A 19645-nucleotide genomic window follows, 5' to 3' on the forward strand; every position below is an offset into this window, starting at 1 on the left:
ATAGTGGTTGCACTTACACAAACAAAAGCCCAGGCAGATCACCCGGGCTTTGCATCATTATTCAACCAGCTTCCATACATCGGCTTGCCCTGGCTCTTCGCCTTTGGTCCACCATTTTGCCTCATAAACCTTGTCTTCGTAGTTCACTTGCGCTCCGCCATCATACGCTTTGCCAGAATCCCACGATAGTACGGCTTCGCTCACCAGTTTCCACGCATCGGAACGGTCTGGCTGTTCGCCAGTTACCCACCATTTTGCTACGAATTCCAGTCCATCATACAAGACGCGGTCGCTCTGTACATACACAGCAGTGGAATCCCACTCGGCGATTTCACCTGGTACTTCAGGCTTTTTCTCCGTTGTGCTTGCAGCAAAAGGTGCGCTCTCTTCGGAAATATTTCCTGCAGCATCAACTGCCTTGATCGTATACGTATAAGATGTTCCTGCCGTTAATCCTTTATCAACAAAGGAAGGCTTCTCGACTGTCCCTACGCGGGAACCGTCACGGTACACCTCGTATTTCACTACACCAACATTGTCACGAGAAGGACTCCACATGAGGTCGATTTCTGTCTCTGTTGGATGGTGAGTCATAATTCCTGCTGGTGCAGTCGGTGCTTCTGTATCCACGATATCTTCTGCTTTTGTGTTAACGGTAAGTGCTTTGCTAGCATTAGATTCTTTCCCTTTGCCATCGACTGCCACAACGGTGTAGCTATAAGCGGTAGCGGGCGTCAAATCTTTGTCCGTGTACGCAGTTTCTTTCGTAGAGGCAATTAATTTGCCATCGCGATACACATCGTATTGCTTGATTCCGTCAGTTGCCACGGATTTCGTCCAGTTAAGCTCAATGCTTGTAGCTGTTTTCGATACGGAAGTCACATTGCCTGGAACAGTAGGCTTTTCTACGACACCTGTTCCCGTGTTAATCAAATTCACGTCAATCGCCTGGTAAAAGGCCATGCCCGTATCAGCAATTTCCCAAACACCCAAAATAATGTGGTAACCGCTACGATCTGTCGGTACATTGCACGAATGCGTTACCGTGAATGGCGGTCTTTTCCCTCCGTCCTGGAACGAGCAGAACAGTTCAAGATCCGCTCGGGCAAGCGGCTTGTTAGGATTCCAATCTTTTTTCGTGATGTAATATTTCCACTCCGCTGTACTATGCGGGGCTGTTAGATTCCAAGTAAACGCATTTTGTCCACCCTGCAAGGTAACCTTTGTCCAGCGATCTGCTGTTTGTGTGTAAAGCTCAGGATAGCGGCCTGCACCGGTAAATTCACCATCGGCAGGACCAGATTGTGGGAACGAACCGATTCCCTCTACGCTTTGCGGTTCCCACTGGATTTGACCGCAGCCTGTGTTTTGACCCGTCTTACACAAGTAAGAGCGACTCGCTGGCGATTCGATGTACCCGTGAGCCGAGGCTTTCTCAGCGAACACGAGAGTAGCTGCGCCCGCCACCAGCATCATTGCCAGCATGAACAAAAGCGACAGCCCTTTACTGAACAGTCTGTTTCTCAACCCTACGTTATCCATTTATTTATCTCCTCTTTTCTGGATTAGGATCGAATACCATGTTACAGAAAATTTTTCCAGCATTACAGATTCTGAATACCTAAACCAAAACCTACCAAATACCCTAATTCCAGTCAGAAAATAGGGAGATGATTCGGGAGTGTATACCTATGCATAAAAATTTATATGCTTCTTTCGGGACTTTTTGATCAAAAAAAGTTGCCTGCCGAAAATAATATTCTCAGCAAGCAACTTTTATCACATCAAGAGCAACGGAACTATTTTCCCGTCGTTTACATCGATCAACCCCAGATCCGTCAGCTTCAAGGCTGGACTGACTGGTAAGGAATGCGTGCTGATCGACATGATCGGGTTGTAGTGATCGTAACCGAGCGACTCCATGGCACGGCGAAGTTGTTCGACTTCCTTTGCAGTTTTTTCCAATGGTTCCTCTGTCAAAATGCCTCCAACCGGCAAATGAAGGCTCGCGATCACCTTGCCATCCTCCACCACGTAAAAGCCGCCCTGGTTGCGAATGACTTCATTGGCTGCGACCATCATATCGTGCGGATTGTGTCCGACAACCAAGAGATTGTGGTTGTCATGCGAATAGCTGGTGGCTACCGCCCCTCGTTTGATCGTATCGCCGCTGATCAAGCCATAGCCGCGGTTACCGTTTTTGCCATAGCGTTCAAAGACGGCGATCAAGCCGTACGGGCTCTCTTCCCACAAAAGTTGTCCTTCCCGCACCTCAGCGATTCCACGATGATCCTCTGTAAAAGTAGAACCATTTTGAACGAGCATGACCCGACATGGATAGCGATTGTCCGGCACATCTACTGTGACGTGGAAGTCTTGCTCTGTAAGCGGCGATAGCTTGATGCTCTCATAAAAATGCGCAGGAAACTGCTTTTCTTTGACCACTTGTCGGTACTCTTCCTTGACGTCGTAAGCTTTCTTCCCATTTTTATAGACGCGTTCGATCTTGAGTTCATGCAGATCAGACAGTAACAGGAAGTCCGCTATTTTGCCGGGAGCAATCGCCCCTCGATCCGTCATGTTCATACGTCTGGCTGGGGTAAATGTACTTGCGTAGATCGCGCGCTCTGGCAGCATGCCCATTTGAATGGCTTTTTTCACGATATGGTTCAAATGTCCACGATTGACCAAAGAGTCGGTCATCACATCATCCGTCACAAAACAAAAATGCTCAGAAACATCTTCCTTTACAAAAAAGTCCATGACTTCATCCGTCATCGATTTTTCTTGAATCTCCAGAAACATGCCTGCTGCAATTCTCGCTTCCATGCCCTCACGCGTCTGGTGCGTATGATCAGAGTCCACCCCCGCATAAATGACGCGATGCAGGTCCAAATCGAGCAATTTCGGGACATGCCCCTCGATGACGAGCTTTGGATACGTCTTGCGGATATGCTCCAGGATGCGATTCGTCTTGCAGTCAGGGTCCTTGATGATATCTACGTAATTCATGATTTCGCCGAGGCAAATGATCTCTTCGGAACGCAAGAGCTCGTCCATGTCTGCAATCTCGACAGACCCACCTGTCGTTTCCATCGAGGTAGCTGGTACGGAGCTCGGGATCGCGTACAGCATATCAACGACACAATCACGGCTCGCACGAATCATCTCTTTGATCCCTTCAATTCCGAACACATTGGCCATCTCATGCGGCTCCGGTACGATCGTCGTCACTCCGTTTTGAATCAAGCCATAGGAAAACGTCTCCGGTGTCACCATCGTGCTCTCAATATGCAAGTGGATATCGACCAGACCAGGAATCATGTAACGGCCTTGTCCGTCCACGATCTCGGCAGCTTCAAACGTTTCCGTACTGCGCTCACCAATATAGAAGAAGCGTTCATCCAAAACAGCGACGTTTCCTTTGATGAACTTTTTAAAATAGCTGTTAAACACTTGAACGTCTTGAATCAACAAATCGACCTTCACGAAAATAACCTCCTGTCTTTAGTCCACGAGTACCACTTTGTCTTTTGGAAACAGCAGATTGACGTTTAGGCCAGTCTTGTAAGGCGTCTCCATCTCCTGATTGACCGTGAAGTCGCCCAACTCTGTTTCCACGACATATTGATAGCTGCGTCCCAAAAACGTGCTTACCTTTACCGTCCCGCGCAGACGGTTCATTCCCGGCTCGGCGCTCTCTTCTGTCGTCACGAGGAGGTCATCTGGTCGCATTGCGCATTTCTTGCCGGACGGATTCGCCGTGCCCGGATTTTTGGACGCGGTAAAATGATGGTCACCGACACGCAAGGCGATTTCTCCGTTCTGCTCAGCGCGCTCTGCGAAATCGATGAAATTGGTAAAACCAATAAAGCGAGCGATAAACTCCGTCTTCGGATATTTGAAAATCGTAGCTGGATCGTCGAGCTGCTCGATCACACCCTTGTTCATGATCGCCACCTGATCGGAGATGGAGAAGCACTCCTCCTGGTCATGCGATACGTACACAGTCGTAATCCCCAGCTCCTGCTGAATGCGACGGATTTCTACGCGCATGTTGATCCGCAGGTTGGCATCGAGGTTACTGAGCGGCTCATCGAACAGGAGCAGGTCAGGCTGAATCACCAGTGCCCGCGCAATCGCCACGCGCTGTCTTTGACCACCGGACAGCTCCTTCGGGAAACGCTTTTCATAGCCGCCGAGGCTCACGACTTCGAGAATTTGCTGCACCCGGGTCTTTACCTCTGTTTCATTGATCTTGCGCAGGCGCAAACCAAATGCCACGTTATCGAATACAGAAAGGTGTGGAAACAGCGCATAGCTCTGGAACACAAACCCGAAGTTGCGCTTGTTGACTGGAACGCGCGTATAATCTTTTCCTTCAAACATGAAACGGCCATCTTTTGCTTCCAGAAAACCCGCGATCAAACGCAGCGTCGTCGTCTTTCCGCAACCGCTCGGACCGAGCAAAGAGATGAGCTGTCCTTTTTCAATATTGAGATTGAAGTTTTGCAAAATATATTGATTGTCATAGGCAACCGATACGTTTTCCAGCGTGAGCAATGCCATGAGTTGATGCCTCCGTTATCGTTTTGTAAAGTAGGAAAGCCCCATCAGACGTTCAATGATGAACATGAGAATAGCCGTAAAAATCATGAGCAGCACGGAAATCGCGGCGATCGTCGGATCGAAGTTGTTTTCTACGTACGTCAACATCTGGATCGGCAGCGTGCTTACCCCTGGTCCCGTCATGAAAACAGAGATATCTACGTTGTTGAACGACTCCAGAAAAGCGATCAGAATCGCAGCAATAATCCCGGAGCGAATATTCGGCAAGACGACTTTGAAAAAGGTTTCGAGGCGACCTGCCCCAAGGCTTAACGCCGCTTCTTCGATGGCGAAGTCAAAATTGGACAAGGACGATGCAATGACGCGAATGATAAACGGAAGCATCAGCACCGTATGACCGACGAGAAGTCCCGCATAAATCGGCAAATTGTACACGACAATGACGTATTTCAGCATGGCAAAGCCCATAACAATACCCGGAATCAGGACAGGTGAGATGAAAATGCCATTCAAGATGCCCTTGCCGCGAAAATCAAAGCGACTGAGCGCATAGGCTGCCGGAATCCCCAACAAGAGCGCCAAGAGATTCCCTAGCAAAGAAACGAACATCGACGTCTTGAATGTCGTCATGAACATTTCTACCTTGAAAATATTTTCATACCACCGCCAGGAAAAGCCCTCCGGCGGAAACTTCAAGACGTTCCCCGGCTCAAACGACGTAAAAGAAATGATAATGAGCGGCCCTAGCAAAAACAGAAAGACGAGAGAGGTAAACAGGGCCAACCCGCGATTTTTCTCCTGCATAGCTTCTACCCCTTCGGATTTAATTTCGTCGCCAGCTTGTTCATGAAATAGATGACAACAAATGTAATGACAATCATGATCGTGGCAATGACAGATGCCAAATGCCAATCATTAAGCGTAATCGCATTTTGATACAGGAACGTGGAGATGACCCGCTGTTTTCCACCTAGCAGGGCTGGCGTGGTGTAGGCAGTCAAGCTTCCGACGAACACCAGGATGCTACCGATGATGAGTCCCGGTACACTAAGCGGCACAATGACCTTCCAGAAGGCCGTCAACTTGGAAGCCCCCAAGCTTTCCGCCGCCTTCAGCAAATCTGGATCGATGTTTTCCATCACCCCTACCAGCGTAATAATGATCAGCGGCAGGAACAGATGAATCAAACCAATCATCATCGCAGTCGGCGTATACAATATTTCCAACGGCTTATCGATGAGCCCGATTGCAAGCAGCGAGCTGTTCAATAAGCCCTTTTTTCCGAGAATAATCATCCAAGAGAACGACCGCACGACAGAGCTAGTCAGCAAAGGAAAAATCGCCAATGCCAGCAAGATGCCCTTTTTGCGTGGGCCCAGCTTGGAAATGTAGTACGCAGTAGGAAAACCGATCAGAACACACGCAATCGTCGTGACCAGACTGACCTGCAGCGTCGTCAGCATAATTTTCAGGAAGTACGCGTCGGTAAGAAATTGAAGATAGCCTTGGATCGTAAAGCTACCATCTTGATAAAAGGTGGATGCAATCGTCATCACGATCGGAATGACCATGAACAGCGTCAAAAACAGCACACCCGGCAACAGCAATAAATAAAGACCCGTTTTTCTCATCTGATTAACTCCTGTTCACGGTATCGTCAGGCTTTCAATGCGCCGAGAAAACGCGCAAAGAACGCATCTGCATCTACGTCCAGACAGACGTTTATGTTCGGTTCTTTTTTCAGGCGGTTTTGAAAGTCGCAAACCGTTTGCCCATCACACAGCTCACTTCTCGTTTCAATATCTACATACAGCTTCTGCGTTTTCACCAGCTTCGGATCGAGTGCGACTGCGACTGCCAATGGATCATGCATGGCGCACGCATAGATGCCATTTCGCTGAAAATAGCGATTGAGGTAATCTGACGTACTCTGTCTTACGTACTCGCCCATCGGTGTATCTCCTAGCTCGCGAATATGCTCCTCGTTCAGCAGCACTCTTCGCGTCACATCCAGTCCAACCAGCGTCAATTGCGGGAATCCGGCATGAAACACAACCTTGGCTGCCTCTGGATCGACGTACATGTTATACTCCGCAACTGGCGTCACATTGCCATGCTCGCGGACCACTCCACCCATGAAAATGACTTCCTTGACGTGTTGGACAAGCTCCGGGCATTTTTTCACTGCCAGCGCCAAATTGGTCAGCGGCCCCGTCATGATGAGCGTAATCTCTCCTGAATGAGCGAGTACGTTTTCCACGATGAAATCAGGAGCAAAACCAGCAGTCGGTTCCTTGTAAACCGGAACGCCTGCCAGAGCACCTCCCAAGCCATCTTCACCATGTACGGCATGCTCGAAAAACAACGGCCGCAGCAGCGGTTCAGACGCTCCACAGACGACAGGGATTTGCTCGCCGCCTTGCAGGAAATCGAGAATTTTGCACGTGTTTTCTGTGGCTTTTCGCAGCGACACGTTGCCATTCACCGTAGTAATGCCAACCAGATCGAATTGCCCGCTCTTCACAGCGAGAATAATGCCAAGCGCATCATCAATGCCCGTATCCACGTCAAGAATGATTTTTTGCACGAGTGGTCCTCCTCACGTTCATTCCTCATAAGAAAACTTCTATCGAAGCCTATTCAAAGTGGAGCGACCGCGTTTTAGCGGAATGTTTTCATGCGCTCCGGAATTTATTTTATAAATTCCTATACGTTGAAAAACGAGGGTATATCCGCAAATGTCTATACCCTCGACTTTGTTTTTCTATCGTTCGTTATTGCGTGATTTCACGATTCCAACGGTCAATCCATGCTTTGGAGTGCTCGTTAACGAATTTCATGTCCATCATACGCAGCTTGCTTACAGTTTCTTCCCCGTACGTTACGCCTTTTGCTTCTTCTTCTGTCAGCTGAACCGTTTTGTTTACAGGGGAATCGATTTTTGCTTTTGCTGTTTTTTCCTGAACTTCCTTGCTCAGCTGGTAGTTGATGAAGTCTTCTGCGAGTGCTTTGTTTTTCGAGCCTTTTACGATGTTAACTGTATTCATGACCGCATATCCGCCGCTTGCAGGTTGTACGAAAACAGCTTCTGGAACAGCCGCTTTGATATCTTTGAAGTACATTTCCATGATCGGTCCTACGCCGATTTCTTCTTGTCCAAACATGTTCACGTATTCGGAGGTCTTGTCGTAGAACTTCACTACACCTTGGTTGACTTCTTTCATTTTCGCGAAGGCTTGATCCTCATTAAATTCCTTGCTGCCCGCGACCGCAGAAGCACTGTCGAGAACCATCGGACCAGTTGTGGACGTAATGCTTGGCAGTGTCAGCTTGCCCTCCACCTCTGGGTTCCACAGGTCTTTCCAATCCTTGATCTCGGTTTTCACGAGCTTTGGATTGTAGGCAATCCCGAATTGGCCAATCGTATAGGCTGGACCGTACTCCTCGCCCAGTGGTGCTTTGGCGATATCGTAAATTTGATCCAGATTCGGGATGCGGCTGCGGTCGATTTTTTCAAATGCGCCACTCTCAATCCCTTGCTGAGCATAGTAGTCAGAGAGGTAGATCAAGTCTACATCGGAGCTTCCTTGGCGAATTTTGTTCAGACGCTCTGCGTTGTTCCCGATTTCCAGCACGATTTTCACGTTATGTTCTTTTTCAAACGGCTCATAGACTTCTTTGCGGAAAAAGTCTTCGGAGAAGCCCCATGTGGAGATGACCAGCTTTTGTGGCTCACCCTTGGCTTCGCCGCCAGCCCCACCCGCTTGTGGTTGATCATTGCTGCCACAGCCAGCGAGAGCCAGTGACATCATAGAAAAAGACAGGATTCCAGCAAGTAATTTTTTCATCGTAATTCTCCTCCAGTTGGGTTCATTTGATGACAAAATATGGTGTAACAATAAAAAGAAAAGTACCCTTGATTAGAACGTATCATTCTAAACAAGAGCACTTTTCTTCGTAAACAAAGAGAAGTGACACCCGTTTTTACGCAAAGTCTACGGTCTCCCCTTAAGATAGATCAAAAGAGAAAATCCGAACGATTGCGTCAGGTATTCAGTTCTGATTCAGCTAAAATAACATTCGTGATCGCCCACTGTGTAGGCGCATCATAGTCCCGCAGCACAGCTTCCAACGGCAACCCCATCTCTTCTTCCAGTCGTTCTCTCAGTTTCTTCTTATAAAGAAGGGACATGCGAAAATCGACTTCGAGCTTGAGGGCCGGTGCTTCTCCTTCCAACGCTTGTGAGCGTGGAGAGCGGCGATGCTTGGCTTGGAACGTAATCATCTGATTTTCAATCGTGACTCGGAGCAAAGTCGTTCCAAATCCGAACAACTCTTTTGCTATCTCATTATAGATGGCAGACAGCTTTTTTCTGGTTTCATTGGAGTCCACTAGAGTCATGTCATCACCTGCGATAGCTGGCATCGGGTTCATTCGCTCTCATTATACATATGATTTTTTGATTCTTCAATAGAATATTCGTATTTAGATCAATTTCATATAATTGCGCCAACTACTCTAGGATTTACAGGACAGTGGATTACATACGATATCTACTGCCCTTCACTCCTCTCACGGCGGACGTTTCTCTCTGTACTGGGTCTGTCACAAAAGTCAATTTACTATTTTCCTATCCCCACTTTCGGGTGAATTGAACGCAAATTAATAAACATCTCGATTCACCTTAGACAGTGAAACGAGATGTTTTATCATTGATTTTTGTATTTAGTTATATGCTACAGTTCATTCTGATTCTGTGCTATTTTAACTGCAAGTGTACCGTTCATTTTATCATCTGACGAAAGCCCAACTGTATGCAAACCAGTTCCCCAAGCCTCGCTACTAATCATAAAGTTTTGCCCACCATTAGGTTGTACTCTAAAGAACATTCTCTGTTTACCGGATGGATCAGTAACGGACACCTTGATCTCGTAGCTTCCACTATTATATACATACACTTTAACCCATCCGTAACCTTCTGGAATGTCAAAGCTTTTAGAATCCGTGTTGTCATTCTTAATAGGCACGTCTTCAATCGGTCTTTTAGCAATCATCGGCTTCAATAACTCTAAAAAAGATTTTGCAGAAGTATCCGAAACTTTAACCTGGTCTCCAGTAACGTGACTTTCTGGATTTTTTTGTTTTACAACCGCTTCAGGTGATGATGCCATAGCACTAGATCCCATAGATAGACTGCTAAGTAAAAGAGCTGCTGCAATTGTACCTTTAACAGATCTTTTCATAATAATCCTCCATTTACTAGTAATTTGGAATTAACTCCCTGTTAAGTATATTACATGGAAATAAATGGAAATTCAAGGATTAATATAGTAAATACTTGAAACACAATAGATTTTCATCCTGCCCGAGTGGTGGTTGAACAGGAGTAATGCGAGAGGAAGGTAGAATCACCACATTTTTCGCAAATATCACATTCATTTGAAAAAAACTTTGACATCCAAATAGGTCTAAGTTATAATCCAACTATTCGAATAAGGATTAACGTTTTTCTTTTGCTAAAATTTCATAGCACATCTCTTATGAAGAGAGGTTGAGGGACTGGCCCTATGACACCTCGGCAACCTATCGCAAACGATATGGTGCCAAATCCAGCGGAATTTATTCCGACAGATAAGAGAGGTATTGTTGCAGTGTGGATACATACTCGCAGTTTTCGCCTCTTCTGTCGGAAGAGGCTTTTTTCTTTTCCATCTTACATCCAGAGAAAAGGGGTATTTTCATGAAAAAGACTGGTCTACTACTCACTACACTACTGCTCGCTGCATCGCTTGTAACGGCTTGCGGCGGTAAACAAGAGGCTGCACCTGCTAACGGTGGCACTGCTGCTGAACAAACCTCACTCAAAGTGGGCGTCACTGGCGGCCCGCACGAAGAGATTCTCAACAAAGTGAAAGAAGTCGCCAAAGGCAAAGGACTCGAAGTCGAAGTCATCGTTTTCAACGATTACGTACAGCCGAACCAAGCTCTCGATAAAGGTAATCTCGATGTAAACAGCTTCCAAACCATCCCGTTCTTGGCGAAGTTCAATCAAGATCATAAAACAAAAATTGTCGAGGTCGGAAAAACGGTGACGTACCCGATGGGCCTGTACTCCACCAAGCATAAAAAAGTCGAGGACATTCCGGCAGGCGGCGTTGTCGGTATTCAAAACGACCCGACCAACCGAGCACGCGCCCTGCTGCTCTATCAGGCAGCTGGCCTGATTAAGCTCAAGGATGGCGTGGGCGATAATGCAACACCACTGGACATCGTGGAAAATCCAAAAAATTTGCAATTCAAAGAGCTGGAGGCTGCTTTCCTGGCACGCTCGTTGAGCAACGTAGAAGTCGCTTCGATTAATACGAACTTCGCAATGGAAGCTGGCTACTCGCCGAAAAAAGATGCGATCTTCGCTGAAACGGCCGACTCTCCATACGTGAACATCTTGGCAGCCAATGAAACCAACAAAGACAACCCAGCAGTCAAAAAGCTGGTAGACATCTACCGTTCGGAAGAAGTGAAAAAATTCATCGACGAACGTTTTGAAGGAGCTGTACTGCCGTCCTGGTAAGCTCGACGCCAGGAACATCAAGAACAACAAGGAGAACTCGTTATGATACAGCTAACCGATATTCATAAGTCGTATCAAGTAGGAAACAAGCAGGTAGAAGCATTGAAGGGCGTATCCCTGCAGGTGGAAAAAGGGCAAATCTACGGGGTTATCGGCTTTAGCGGAGCGGGGAAAAGTACCCTGCTCCGCACCATCAACCTGTTGGAGAAGCCGACCAGCGGTTCTGTGATCGTCAATGGCCAGAACATGCTGACTCTCAAGGAAAAAGAGCTGCGGCAAGCTCGCAAAAAGATCGGGATTATTTTTCAACACTTCAACCTGCTCTCTTCCTATAATGTCTTTGACAATGTGGCGGAAATCTTGCGGATGAATCGCGTCCCCAAAGATGTCATTAAGCGCAAGGTAGAAGACCTTCTCGGCTTGGTTGGCTTGTCTGATAAAGCAAACGCTTATCCTTCTCAGCTATCCGGTGGACAAAAGCAACGGGTGGGCATCGCTCGTGCACTTGCGACTGATCCGGAAATCCTGCTCTGTGACGAAGCGACTTCCGCTCTCGACCCGCAGACGACCGAATCGATTCTAGAGCTGTTGCTCGACATCAATCGAAAGTTCAACCTGACCATCGTGCTCATTACGCATGAAATGCAGGTCATCAAAAAAATCTGCGACCAGGTAGCCATCATGGAAAACGGTGTCGTCATCGAGCAAGGCTCTGTTCTGGATGTTTTCAGCAATCCGCAAGAGCAAACGACCCGTAATTTTATCAAAACGGTTTTTGACGATCAGGTACCACAGGAGATTTTGTCCAAGATAAAAGAAACCGGACCCGTTTCCAAAATTGTTCGCGTTGCCTTTCGCGGGGATGCCGCTCTCGATCCTGTTCTAGGAACACTCTCTGCACGTTTTCCGATTAGCACCAATCTGTTGTACGGCTCGATTACGACCATTAAGGGAACGGCGCTCGGCATTTTGCTTTTGCACATTTCTGGTGAAGACCAGGCGATTCAAGATGGCATTCGCTTCTTGCGCGAATCCGTCTACCGCGTAGATATTGTGTCACCAGAGGAGGTGCGGAGCTAATGGAGCGTTTAATTGAAATGATTCCGGTATTCGGGCAATCTCTGCAAGAGACCGTCATCATGGTCGGGTTTTCGTTGTTCATTGCGACACTGATCGGGATTCCACTCGGGATTTTGTTGGTCATCACACAGGCGAATCACCTTTTTCCGAACAAAATCATCTACCACACCCTGAATACGATCATCAACATTGTGCGTTCGTTGCCTTTTATTATCCTGATGGTTGCGATCATTCCTTTTACGGAGTTGATCGTAGGCACTTCGATTGGGATTGAAGGAGCAATTGTGCCGCTCATCGTCTATACCTCGCCTTACATCTCACGCCTGATGGAAACGGCCCTGCATGACGTAGATCGCGGCGTTATCGAAGCGTACCAGGCGATGGGCGCATCCCGGACGCAGATTATTTTTCGCATCATGCTCCGTGAAGCACGGCCTGGCATCGTCCTCTGCCTGACGATTGCGACGATCGGTTTGATTGGTGCTACTGCTATGGCCGGGGCAGTTGGTGCTGGTGGACTTGGCGATCTCGCCTTGCGCTACGGCTACCAGCAATGGGACATCGAAGTCATGATCATTACTGTCGTTATCCTCGTCGTCTTGGTCCAGCTCATTCAATCGCTGGGCAACTGGGCAGCTCGAAAATTGAAAAAGAGTGCGTAAAACGAAGAACCCCTGACATGATCGCTTGTCAGGGGCTTTTTTGTAGGTATTTAGACCGATCGTCACTGAAAGTTCGTTGGAATTCCGCCCGATATTCATGTAGACTTATATATACAAGTCATTTAAATGAGAGGGGCTACTCAAATAACATGAAAAAACTCATCATGATGTTGGTTGCCGTAATGCTCGTACTCGCTCCGGCCGGAGGATTCATTGATCATGCCGATGCGAAAGGCTATAAGTCCGGGAAAAAATCTTTTAACTCTAATACGGCTCCTACAAACACGCAAACGCCTAACAAAGCCGATACAAATGTAAATGCTTCAACGAATAAAGGTACAACAACTCCTGCTGCTACAGCAAGCAAAAGCGGCGGTTTCATGAAAGGTCTCATGATTGGTGGTCTGGCTGGTTTGCTGTTCGGAACCCTGTTCGCTGACATGGGTATTCTGGGCTCCATCCTTGGCTTCATGATCAACCTGATGGCGATCCTCGCTGTGATTATCCTGATCCGCAAAGTGATCGTCTACTTCAAAACCAAGCGTGAGAAAGAACAGGAACTGAACGCATGGAAAAGATAACATTTTCCGAACAAGATATCATTAACGCGATCTGCATTCATGCAGCCTACAAAAAGCAGCTCAAGCCACAAGACATCTCCGTCGAACTGATGTGGGACGAAGAATACGGCTTTTCTGCTGAAGTACACTGGATGGATCGCCAACAAATCTTCGTCGAGATGAATATGATTGAAGCGATTCGCTACTACCTGGAGACCCAGATGCAGCGCAACCCTTATTCCGCCGGTATCGAGCTGGTATTGGACGACGAACAAGGGATCATCGCTCACATCACCTACTAACACTGGATAATTATTTGTTAACCCAAGGCCAATTTGTTCACGCATGTGAGCAGGTTGGCTTTTTCCTTATTGAATTTGACCTCATTACGTTATATACTTTATTTTAGTGAAAATGATTATCATTACTACGATTGATTATATACGTACATACTTTTTTAAAAAGGAGTTGGCCCATTGTGGAGCGCTTATACACGCAAAAGCTGGACATCGGTTACGGTGAGCTTTCCATTGTCAAAGACTTGAACATCAGCATTCCTTCTGGAAAAATCACTGCCCTTGTCGGTGCAAATGGTTCTGGTAAATCTACGATCCTCAAAACTCTCGCCCGGATTATGAAGCCAACAGGCGGACAAGTATTTTTGGACGGAAAATCGATCCACCAGCAATCGACCAAGGAAGTCGCCAAGCAACTGGCGATTTTGCCGCAAAACCCAACCGCACCCGATGGCTTGACCGTGTCTGAGCTCGTTACCTATGGCCGCTTCCCCCATCAAAAAGGCTTCGGCTCCTTGACCAAGGAAGACAAAGAGATCATAAGCTGGGCTATCTCCATGACCGGCATGGCCGATTTCCATGATCGTCCGGTTGACCAGCTATCGGGCGGTCAGCGCCAACGCGCCTGGATTGCCATGGCTCTGGCGCAAGGAACGGACATCCTGTTCCTGGATGAACCTACGACCTTCCTGGATATGGCTCACCAGCTGGAGGTTCTCAAGCTTCTGCAAAAGCTGAATGACGAAGAAAATCGTACGATCGTCATGGTCGTCCACGATTTGAACCACGCTACCCGTTATGCACAGCACATGGTTGCCATCTCTCGCGGTACCGTTGTCGCTGAGGGAAGCCCTGCTGAAGTCATGACGCCGGAAATGCTGCGTAAGGTATTCAACATCGAAGCAGACATTCTAACTGATCCTCGTACGGGTGTACCACTCTGCCTCCCTTATGAGCTGTCTCACGCTATGGATCAAAAGCAATCAAACGAAAACACTACCCAACCTGTTCACACGGAAGAGCGCAAGTTGGTTGGAGCCAGATAACTTTTAGATTCCGCCAGCAAAAAGCCGGTTTTCACCACGTTTTACGGTGTAACCGGCTTTTTGCTATACATTTGCTATACCTACTGTTTATCTCTCCTCGTTACACGGGACTAGAAAACCTAACAGTTAGTCACATCTCCGACATACACATACCCCGTATATGTATGATAATATTTGTTTGCAAGAAAAATATCCCATTTCAAAGGAGAGATCATCATGAAGGTTGCAATCTTGCTTTTCGACGGCATCACCGCTTTAGATGCAATTGGTCCATACGATGTATTCGCTGCTACGCTGAAATGTGAAGTGAAGTTTGTCGCTAAGAAAAAAGGGTTAATCAAGCTTGACTCCCATATGGGCTATTTACATGCCGATTACAGTTTTTCTGAAGTTACTTCCGCTGATATTCTTGTTGTTCCCGGTTGCAGTCCGCCCAATTATAAAACCCCTATGAATGACGAAGAAACTCTGCAGTGGATTCGCCACATACATGAAACAACGAAATGGACTACGTCTGTTTGCAATGGCTCTCTGATCTTAAGCGCCGCAGGCTTGTTACAAGGAGCTGTAGCCACCACTCATTGGGGGTCCTTCGAACTGCTCCAATCCCTTGGAACCACTCCAACAGAGGAAAGAGTCGTTCGTCAGGGCAAAATCGTTACAGCTGCCGGCGTTTCCTCTGGTATCGACATGGCACTCCAATTAGTTGCATGGGAATTGGGAGAAGATATGAGTAAAGGAGTCCAGTTGATTTTGGAATACGATCCCCAGCCACCGTTTGACTCGGGTTCACCTAAGAAGGCACCTGCTTTATTGGTAGAACAAATAAGAGGGATGTTACAGGAGTTTGCAAAACGGGAGCCCCGTGTCTAAATCACAATGAATCAGCACGTTCGCAAAAATGAAAAGGCGACAGTCCAGGGAATGTCTTACTCCCCTGGACTGTCGCTTCTCTCATCTCTAGCTTCTTACCACTTAACTTCTTTCATAACTTCCTCTGACATGCTGCCAGTAGAAACCAATCCGCCACCGGAGAGGTACCAGTAGTTTGCATCAAGGTAAATAATGTTGCCATTTTTAAACGCTTTGGTGTTTTTGACCAAGTCGTTTTCGATGGTTTGTTGTGCAGAAGTAGAAGCGTCTTGGTTCTTATTCACAACACCGCGGTCTACTACAAACAGGTAGTCTGGATCTTTTTCCATGATATATTCAAAGGATACGCTTTGACCGTGGCCTTCTACTTTGATGTCTTTGTCTACAGGAGTGAAACCAAGCTCCTTGTGAATCATGCCAAAACGAGATCCTGGGCCATACGCGCTCAACTTACCTTCGTTGACCAATACGATCAATGCATTTTTACCGCTTGCTGTTGCTTTTTCATTCACTTTCTTGATAGACTCGTCGATTTTAGCCAGTTCTTCGTCTACTTGTGCTTCTTTACCGAAGATAGTACCCAACGTTTTCATGTTCTCTTTGAAGGATTCCATGTACTTCTCGTTGTCTACACCCATGAAGATAGTTGGTGCGATTTTGTTCAGCTCTTCATAAGCAGGCTCTTGACGACCGGAGATGAAGATCACATCAGGCTTCATTGCGTTGATTTTTTCAAAGTCCGGTTCTTTCAAACCACCAACGTTTGTGTACTTCGCATCTTTGAACTTTTCCAGGTACGGAGGAATGTTGGAAGACTGTGCAACACCCGCTACTTCGATACCCAATTTATCCAAGGAATCCAGGACACCGTAGTCAAAAGAAACAACGGTTTTTGGATTCTTTTTCAGTTTTGCTTCACCCAATTTATGCTTGATGGTAATTTCTTCAGATGTTTGTGCAGCTTCAGGTGCTTTTGTTGCATCTGTCGCTGGTGTTGCAGGTGCAGCGCTATTGGAGCCGCATGCAGCTGTGAATACAGCCATCAGTACTGCCATAAACAGCACGAGTAGTTTTTTGTTCACTTCTCTCACCTCTATATAGAATTTAAAAGTATATAAAATTATTGATAGCTTGCTGATGAACCCCCCTGCAGGCCATCAAAATTTTAACGATAGGAAGATGGATCTTACGCGAAATAGACGCATATTTTGTTCTGTTCAATGTCTTCGATCTGGATATCCATGTCATAGACATCTTTTAGAGTAGGTCGTGTGATGATCTCGTCTGTGGTGCCTTCTTTTACGACCTTGCCGTCCTTGAGAGCGACAATATAGTCCGAATAGACAGAGGCAAAGTTAATGTCATGAATCACGATGACGACCGTTTTGCCCATTTCGTCTACCAGACGTCGCAGTACCTTCATGATCTGGACGGAATGCTTCATATCCAGATTGTTGAGCGGCTCATCCAGAAGGACATATTCTGTATTTTGAGCGACGACCATGGCGATGTACGCACGCTGGCGTTGACCACCACTCAGCTGGTCGAGATACTTGTGCTGAATGTCCGTAAGCTCCAAATAATGGATCGCTTCGTCTACATACTTCCAATCCTCTTTTGTCAAATTCCCCTGTGAATACGGGAAGCGACCAAAGCTGACCAGCTCGCGAATCGTCAACCGTACCGTAATGTGGTTCGATTGCTTAAGAATCGATATTTTTTTGGCCAGTTCACTACTCTTTGTCTGACCAATCTCCTGACCCTCAATGAAAACCTCGCCTTGATCCTTCGTCAACAAACGGCTGATCATGGACAGCAGGGTGCTCTTTCCGGCCCCATTGGGTCCGATAAAGGACGTAATTTTTCCCTTGGCAATTTTCACAGAGACGTCTTCCACGACATATTTGCTACCATATTGTTTTGAGACATTCCGGACTTCTATCACGCTTTATTCTCCTTTAACAGAAGATAGATGAAGTAAACCCCACCAATAAAGTTGACAATGACACTGAGTGTTGTGGAAAAAGTGAATACGTGCTTCACAATCAACGAACCGCCAACTAGAGCAACGACACTGATTAAAGCAGAGCCTGCCAGCAAATGTTTATGCTGATAGGTTTTCAAAAACTGATGGGCGACATTCGCTACCAACAGTCCGAGGAAGGTAATCGGTCCGACCAAAGCTGTCGCAATGGAGACGAGGATCGCAATCACGATGAGGAATCGCTTGATGACAAAATCATATGGAATCCCCAAGTTGATCGCCTGATCCCGGCCGAGCGATAACACATCCAAATACTTGATGTAACGCCAGAAGTAAATCGCAATCGCGATGACCAACACAAAGCTTATGATCAGCAAATCTGTTTTTACGTTGTTAAAGCTGGCGAACATCTTGTCTTGTACGACTAAAAACTCATTCGGATCGATCAATACTTGCATGAACGTGGACAAACTGCTAAACAACGTACCCAAGATCAATCCGATCAATAACAGGAAGTAAATGTTTTGCCCTTCTCTTTTAAACAGGAATTTATAAAGCAGTCCTGCAAAAAGCACCATCCCCCCTGTTGAAATCAGGAAGTTCACATTGGCGTTCATCAAAGAAGTTGCCGAACCAAAAACAAAAATCACAAACGTTTGAATGAACATATAGAGCGAATCCAGGCCGATGATACTTGGCGTCAAAATTCGGTTGTTCGTAATTGTCTGGAAGACCATCGTGGAAAAGGCGATGATGCATCCGGTTAAAATAATAGCGAGAATTTCCTTCGTCCGCCGTGGAAGGACATAATCCCAGTTGCCACCGGCATTAATCGTCATGAATATGGCTATTAAAGCAATGGCCACAATCGACAGGGCACCTATCTTCGCTTTCATTGTTCATATGCCTTTCTTCTCATGAGTAAGTACACGAATACCCCGCTGCCTATGACCCCAACCATCAAGCCGATGGAAATCTCGTATGGGAAGATAATGAGGCGTCCCAGGATATCACAGGCAAGTACAAACACCGCGCCAAGCAATGCGGTATGCCCCAAGCTTTTCTTCAGGTTGTCCCCCAAGTACAGCGTCACCAGATTTGGAATGATAAGTCCCAAAAACGGAATCGCCCCTACCGTGAGAATCACAACCGACGTCACACATGCAACGATGATTAATCCGATATTGACGACCTGCTTGTAGTTCAGCCCGAGGTTGATGGCGAACTCCTCACCCATTCCGGCAATCGTGAACTTATTCGCATACAGGTAGGCGATAATCACCAGCGGAATGCTTATGTACAAAAGCTCGTAGCTGCCCTTCATAATGGTGGAGAAATCTCCATGCAACCAAGCAGACATGTTTTGCATCAGGTCGTACTTATAAGCGAAAAACGTCGTAATAGAACCGACGATATTCCCAAACATCAATCCCACCAACGGAATGAAAATGGAGTCCTTGAATTTGATTCGATCAAGGATCTTCATAAAGATAAACGTTCCCAAGAGTGAGAAAGCAAAAGCAACGAGCAGCTTTACCCATGGACCGGCATCAACGAAAACCAGGAGAGAGATCAATATTCCGAAGCGAACGGAATCCTCTGTTCCCGCAGTCGTGGGCGAAACAAACTTGTTTCGGGTCAACTGCTGCATGATCAAACCGACGATACTCATGCTTATCCCTGCGATGATGATACTGATTAATCGCGGAATCCGGCTGATCCATAATACTTGCACTTTGTCATCTGTGAGATTGAACAGATCCCACGGAGATATATTTTTCACGCCAATAAAAAGTGAAACGAACGATAGCAAAATAAGTGCTACAACCAAATATCTCTTTTTCATCGCGTCCCTACTCTTCTTACTTTTTCCTGGAGTAATGTTCCGTATTGACTCGGGTATTTACGAGAGAGAATAATTCTCATGATCATTAATAAAGAGATTCATTCTCAATTAGAACTACCTTTGTTATATTAGCACTTCTTTATCGGAAGGGAAAGCT

The 19645-nt window shown here is 46.6% G+C and carries 20 protein-coding genes and 1 riboswitch; of the genes, 7 read left to right on the forward strand and 13 right to left on the reverse strand.

Annotated features, from left to right (window positions below):
* Positions 1 to 57 precede the first annotated feature (57 nt).
* The 9 genes from ACKKE8_RS30395 to ACKKE8_RS30435 all read right to left on the reverse strand — a co-directional run bounded on the left by ACKKE8_RS30395 (position 58) and on the right by ACKKE8_RS30435 (position 9813).
* A complete protein-coding gene (locus tag ACKKE8_RS30395) occupies positions 58 to 1542 on the reverse strand; it encodes a lytic polysaccharide monooxygenase (RefSeq protein ID WP_409176267.1) in 1485 nt (494 codons plus the stop codon).
* 237 nt (positions 1543 to 1779) lie between these two features.
* Positions 1780 to 3489, reverse strand: a complete 1710-nt coding sequence (locus ACKKE8_RS30400) for an adenine deaminase (RefSeq protein ID WP_409176268.1) — start codon at positions 3487 to 3489, stop codon at positions 1780 to 1782.
* 18 nt (positions 3490 to 3507) lie between these two features.
* Positions 3508 to 4569, reverse strand: coding sequence for an ABC transporter ATP-binding protein (locus tag ACKKE8_RS30405; protein WP_409176269.1), 1062 nt, complete (start codon positions 4567 to 4569; stop codon positions 3508 to 3510).
* A gap of 15 nt (positions 4570 to 4584) precedes the next feature.
* Positions 4585 to 5373 (reverse strand): ABC transporter permease, encoded by a 789-nt coding sequence (locus tag ACKKE8_RS30410; protein ID WP_409176270.1) that lies wholly within the window; start codon positions 5371 to 5373, stop codon positions 4585 to 4587.
* A 5-nt stretch (positions 5374 to 5378) separates the two neighbouring features.
* Positions 5379 to 6200 (reverse strand): ABC transporter permease, encoded by an 822-nt coding sequence (locus tag ACKKE8_RS30415; protein ID WP_409176271.1) that lies wholly within the window; start codon positions 6198 to 6200, stop codon positions 5379 to 5381.
* 26 nt (positions 6201 to 6226) lie between these two features.
* The gene (locus ACKKE8_RS30420; protein ID WP_409176272.1) at positions 6227 to 7156 is read right to left on the reverse strand and encodes a nucleoside hydrolase; all 930 of its coding nucleotides are present in this window, start codon (positions 7154 to 7156) and stop codon (positions 6227 to 6229) included.
* Between the two features lie 187 nt (positions 7157 to 7343).
* The gene (locus ACKKE8_RS30425; RefSeq protein ID WP_409176273.1) at positions 7344 to 8417 is read right to left on the reverse strand and encodes an ABC transporter substrate-binding protein; all 1074 of its coding nucleotides are present in this window, start codon (positions 8415 to 8417) and stop codon (positions 7344 to 7346) included.
* Positions 8418 to 8614: 197 nt separating this feature from the next.
* Positions 8615 to 8971 (reverse strand): Na-translocating system protein MpsC family protein, encoded by a 357-nt coding sequence (locus ACKKE8_RS30430; RefSeq protein ID WP_173610495.1) that lies wholly within the window; start codon positions 8969 to 8971, stop codon positions 8615 to 8617.
* A gap of 335 nt (positions 8972 to 9306) precedes the next feature.
* Positions 9307 to 9813 (reverse strand): hypothetical protein, encoded by a 507-nt coding sequence (locus ACKKE8_RS30435; RefSeq protein ID WP_409176274.1) that lies wholly within the window; start codon positions 9811 to 9813, stop codon positions 9307 to 9309.
* Positions 9814 to 10105: 292 nt separating this feature from the next.
* A riboswitch (SAM riboswitch) is annotated at positions 10106 to 10208 on the forward strand.
* Positions 10209 to 10310: 102 nt separating this feature from the next.
* On the opposite strand from ACKKE8_RS30435, the gene ACKKE8_RS30440 reads away from it, so the two are divergent.
* From ACKKE8_RS30440 to ACKKE8_RS30470, 7 genes are all read left to right on the forward strand, one after another.
* Positions 10311 to 11141: a MetQ/NlpA family ABC transporter substrate-binding protein gene (locus ACKKE8_RS30440; RefSeq protein WP_409176275.1), complete on the forward strand. Its 831-nt coding sequence runs from the start codon at positions 10311 to 10313 to the stop codon at positions 11139 to 11141.
* A gap of 42 nt (positions 11142 to 11183) precedes the next feature.
* Entirely contained in the window at positions 11184 to 12221 is a 1038-nt protein-coding gene (locus ACKKE8_RS30445; RefSeq protein WP_069849864.1) for a methionine ABC transporter ATP-binding protein, read from the forward strand.
* Positions 12221 to 12883, forward strand: coding sequence for a methionine ABC transporter permease (locus tag ACKKE8_RS30450; RefSeq protein ID WP_017246619.1), 663 nt, complete (start codon positions 12221 to 12223; stop codon positions 12881 to 12883). The genes ACKKE8_RS30445 and ACKKE8_RS30450 overlap by 1 nt, the downstream gene beginning before the upstream one ends.
* Before the next feature lie 149 nt (positions 12884 to 13032).
* A complete protein-coding gene (locus ACKKE8_RS30455; protein WP_409176276.1) occupies positions 13033 to 13464 on the forward strand; it encodes a hypothetical protein in 432 nt (143 codons plus the stop codon).
* On the forward strand, positions 13452 to 13745 hold the full coding sequence (locus ACKKE8_RS30460) for a YxcD family protein (RefSeq protein ID WP_409176277.1): 294 nt from the start codon (positions 13452 to 13454) through the stop codon (positions 13743 to 13745). Before ACKKE8_RS30455 ends, ACKKE8_RS30460 begins: the two co-directional genes overlap by 13 nt.
* A gap of 176 nt (positions 13746 to 13921) precedes the next feature.
* Positions 13922 to 14785, forward strand: a complete 864-nt coding sequence (locus tag ACKKE8_RS30465; RefSeq protein ID WP_409176278.1) for an ABC transporter ATP-binding protein — start codon at positions 13922 to 13924, stop codon at positions 14783 to 14785.
* A 216-nt stretch (positions 14786 to 15001) separates the two neighbouring features.
* Positions 15002 to 15658, forward strand: a complete 657-nt coding sequence (locus tag ACKKE8_RS30470) for a DJ-1/PfpI family protein (RefSeq protein ID WP_409176279.1) — start codon at positions 15002 to 15004, stop codon at positions 15656 to 15658.
* 95 nt (positions 15659 to 15753) lie between these two features.
* Here ACKKE8_RS30470 and ACKKE8_RS30475 read toward each other — a convergent pair whose 3' ends face one another.
* From ACKKE8_RS30475 to ACKKE8_RS30490, 4 genes are all read right to left on the reverse strand, one after another.
* Positions 15754 to 16740, reverse strand: a complete 987-nt coding sequence (locus ACKKE8_RS30475) for a siderophore ABC transporter substrate-binding protein (RefSeq protein WP_409176280.1) — start codon at positions 16738 to 16740, stop codon at positions 15754 to 15756.
* Positions 16741 to 16844: 104 nt separating this feature from the next.
* On the reverse strand, positions 16845 to 17603 hold the full coding sequence (locus ACKKE8_RS30480; protein WP_409176281.1) for an ABC transporter ATP-binding protein: 759 nt from the start codon (positions 17601 to 17603) through the stop codon (positions 16845 to 16847).
* Positions 17600 to 18538, reverse strand: coding sequence for an iron chelate uptake ABC transporter family permease subunit (locus tag ACKKE8_RS30485; protein WP_409176282.1), 939 nt, complete (start codon positions 18536 to 18538; stop codon positions 17600 to 17602). Before ACKKE8_RS30485 ends, ACKKE8_RS30480 begins: the two co-directional genes overlap by 4 nt.
* Positions 18535 to 19488 carry an ABC transporter permease gene (locus ACKKE8_RS30490; protein ID WP_409176283.1) on the reverse strand — a complete coding sequence of 318 codons (954 nt, stop codon included), beginning with the start codon at positions 19486 to 19488 and terminating at the stop codon, positions 18535 to 18537. Before ACKKE8_RS30490 ends, ACKKE8_RS30485 begins: the two co-directional genes overlap by 4 nt.
* Positions 19489 to 19645: the final 157 nt, after the last annotated feature.

The organism is Brevibacillus fortis, assembly GCF_046196545.1.
Taxonomy (GTDB): domain Bacteria; phylum Bacillota; class Bacilli; order Brevibacillales; family Brevibacillaceae; genus Brevibacillus; species Brevibacillus fortis_A.